General features: G+C 62.6%; 3 protein-coding genes. All 3 read left to right on the forward strand.

Features of this window, described 5'->3' with window-relative positions; all coding sequences use genetic code 11:
• Positions 1-146: 146 nt before the first annotated feature.
• From OKC40_RS22020 to mphR(A), 3 genes are read left to right on the forward strand one after another with little or no spacing between them, the layout of a single operon-like run.
• Positions 147-1,052 carry an Mph(A) family macrolide 2'-phosphotransferase gene (locus tag OKC40_RS22020; protein WP_000219391.1) on the forward strand — a complete coding sequence of 302 codons (906 nt, stop codon included), beginning with the start codon at positions 147-149 and terminating at the stop codon, positions 1,050-1,052.
• Entirely contained in the window at positions 1,049-2,287 is a 1,239-nt protein-coding gene (mrx(A), locus tag OKC40_RS22025; RefSeq protein ID WP_000004159.1) for a macrolide resistance MFS transporter Mrx(A), read from the forward strand. The genes OKC40_RS22020 and mrx(A) overlap by 4 nt, the downstream gene beginning before the upstream one ends.
• Positions 2,287-2,871, forward strand: coding sequence for a macrolide-binding transcriptional repressor MphR(A) (gene mphR(A), locus OKC40_RS22030; protein ID WP_001137892.1), 585 nt, complete (start codon positions 2,287-2,289; stop codon positions 2,869-2,871). The genes mrx(A) and mphR(A) overlap by 1 nt, the downstream gene beginning before the upstream one ends.
• Positions 2,872-3,386: the final 515 nt, after the last annotated feature.

Below are 3,386 nucleotides of genomic sequence, written 5' to 3' on the forward strand. Positions count from 1 at the left end.
GGTAAGCAGAGTTTTTGAAATGTAAGGCCTTTGAATAAGACAAAAGGCTGCCTCATCGCTAACTTTGCAACAGTGCCGGATTGAATATAACCGACGTGACTGTTACATTTAGGTGGCTAAACCCGTCAAGCCCTCAGGAGTGAATCATGACCGTAGTCACGACCGCCGATACCTCCCAACTGTACGCACTTGCAGCCCGACATGGGCTCAAGCTCCATGGCCCGCTGACTGTCAATGAGCTTGGGCTCGACTATAGGATCGTGATCGCCACCGTCGACGATGGACGTCGGTGGGTGCTGCGCATCCCGCGCCGAGCCGAGGTAAGCGCGAAGGTCGAACCAGAGGCGCGGGTGCTGGCAATGCTCAAGAATCGCCTGCCGTTCGCGGTGCCGGACTGGCGCGTGGCCAACGCCGAGCTCGTTGCCTATCCCATGCTCGAAGACTCGACTGCGATGGTCATCCAGCCTGGTTCGTCCACGCCCGACTGGGTCGTGCCGCAGGACTCGGAGGTCTTCGCGGAGAGCTTCGCGACCGCGCTCGCCGCCCTGCATGCCGTCCCCATTTCCGCCGCCGTGGATGCGGGGATGCTCATCCGTACACCGACGCAGGCCCGTCAGAAGGTGGCCGACGACGTTGACCGCGTCCGACGCGAGTTCGTGGTGAACGACAAGCGCCTCCACCGGTGGCAGCGCTGGCTCGACGACGATTCGTCGTGGCCAGATTTCTCCGTGGTGGTGCATGGCGATCTCTACGTGGGCCATGTGCTCATCGACAACACGGAGCGCGTCAGCGGGATGATCGACTGGAGCGAGGCCCGCGTTGATGACCCTGCCATCGACATGGCCGCGCACCTTATGGTCTTTGGTGAAGAGGGGCTCGCGAAGCTCCTCCTCACGTATGAAGCGGCCGGTGGCCGGGTGTGGCCGCGGCTCGCCCACCACATCGCGGAGCGCCTTGCGTTCGGGGCGGTCACCTACGCACTCTTCGCCCTCGACTCGGGTAACGAAGAGTACCTCGCTGCGGCGAAGGCGCAGCTCGCCGCAGCGGAATGAGCGAACGTCGATATAGCCCGCTCGCGACGCTGTTCGCGGCGACCTTTCTCTTCCGGATCGGCAACGCGGTGGCGGCCCTCGCGCTTCCATGGTTCGTCCTGTCTCATACAAAGAGCGCGGCCTGGGCGGGCGCCACGGCCGCTAGCAGCGTCATCGCGACCATCATCGGCGCGTGGGTTGGTGGTGGCCTCGTCGATCGGTTCGGGCGCGCGCCCGTCGCATTGATCTCGGGTGTGGTGGGCGGCGTGGCCATGGCGAGCATCCCACTGCTCGATGCCGTTGGCGCCCTCTCGAACACTGGGCTGATCGCTTGCGTGGTGCTCGGTGCCGCGTTCGACGCACCCGGTATGGCCGCGCAGGACAGTGAGCTGCCCAAACTCGGCCACGTCGCCGGGCTCTCCGTTGAGCGCGTCTCGTCACTGAAAGCGGTGATCGGGAACGTCGCGATTCTAGGTGGCCCGGCCCTTGGGGGGGCCGCAATCGGCCTGCTTGGCGCTGCGCCAACGCTCGGGCTGACGGCGTTCTGCTCCGTCCTTGCAGGTCTGCTCGGCGCGTGGGTGCTTCCCGCGCGTGCCGCTCGGACGATGACCACGACGGCGACTCTCTCCATGCGCGCCGGCGTCGCTTTTCTCTGGAGCGAACCCCTGCTGCGCCCTCTCTTTGGTATAGTGATGATCTTCGTGGGCATCGTTGGCGCCAACGGCAGCGTCATCATGCCTGCGCTGTTTGTAGATGCAGGACGCCAAGTAGCAGAGCTCGGGCTGTTCTCCTCAATGATGGGGGCTGGTGGTCTCCTTGGCATTGCCATTCATGCGTCGGTCGGCGCCCGGATATCAGCGCAGAACTGGCTGGCGGTGGCATTTTGTGGCTCTGCGGTGGGCTCGCTTCTGCTTTCACAGTTGCCAGGCGTGCCGGTGCTGATGTTGTTGGGCGCGCTCGTGGGACTGCTGACCGGCTCAGTCTCTCCCATTCTCAACGCTGCCATCTACAACCGCACGCCGCCAGAACTTCTCGGCCGGGTACTCGGCACGGTCTCGGCGGTGATGCTGTCAGCCTCGCCCATGGTTATGCTTGCGGCCGGCGCGTTTGTCGACCTTGCTGGTCCGCTCCCTGGCCTCGTTGTATCGGCCGTGTTTGCGGGGCTCGTGGCTCTACTCTCGCTCCGTCTTCAATTTGCTACAATGGCGGCGGCAGCCACAGCCTCCGCCCCAACCCATACAGAAGGTGAACACTGATGCCCCGCCCCAAGCTCAAGTCCGATGACGAGGTACTCGAGGCCGCCACCGTAGTGCTGAAGCGTTGCGGTCCCATAGAGTTCACGCTCAGCGGAGTAGCAAAGGAGGTGGGGCTCTCCCGCGCAGCGTTAATCCAGCGCTTCACCAACCGCGATACGCTGCTGGTGAGGATGATGGAGCGCGGCGTCGAGCAGGTGCGGCATTACCTGAATGCGATACCGATAGGCGCAGGGCCGCAAGGGCTCTGGGAATTTTTGCAGGTGCTCGTTCGGAGCATGAACACTCGCAACGACTTCTCGGTGAACTATCTCATCTCCTGGTACGAGCTCCAGGTGCCGGAGCTACGCACGCTTGCGATCCAGCGGAACCGCGCGGTGGTGGAGGGGATCCGCAAGCGACTGCCCCCAGGTGCTCCTGCGGCAGCTGAGTTGCTCCTGCACTCGGTCATCGCTGGCGCGACGATGCAGTGGGCCGTCGATCCGGATGGTGAGCTAGCTGATCATGTGCTGGCTCAGATCGCTGCCATCCTGTGTTTAATGTTTCCCGAACACGACGATTTCCAACTCCTCCAGGCACATGCGTAAACGGAGGTGTGCAGAGTCCCTGCGGCAGGCGACGAACACGACCGTCGTCGATTAGTACCGGTACGGTCGGTGGTATCGAAGTCTTGATCACCACTCAGGTCTACGGCTTACAAATGGTGACCATCCCGATACTTGCGTCAGAGCACCGGGCCGATTCTTTGACAGTGAATCACTCCCGTAAGGTTGTGCCGGTGTGGGTGTCCCGGGTCGAGACGATACTCCGCCAATGCGCCCAGCAAACAACCTGGCCATCGCAGGTGGTGGGGAGCGGTGTGGCGGATGAGTTGGACAAGTTGGTGTAGCAGCACGAGCACGGCGAGATAACATCGCAGGAGTTCGACATGCTCAAGAGACAGCTGATTGCGAATCGCGATGCAGATTCATAACCCGATTGCGGGTTGGCTTCACTCCACCATCACCGAGCAGACTAGCACGGCGGGCTCTGTTGCAAAGATTGGCGGCAGTCAGAGGTAGGCTGTCGCTCTGCGCCGATCAGGCGGCTGCTGCGAAATGGT

The sequence above is a fragment of the Aeromonas sp. QDB11 genome (genome assembly GCF_027705265.1).
Classification (GTDB): Bacteria; Pseudomonadota; Gammaproteobacteria; order Enterobacterales; family Aeromonadaceae; genus Aeromonas; species Aeromonas allosaccharophila.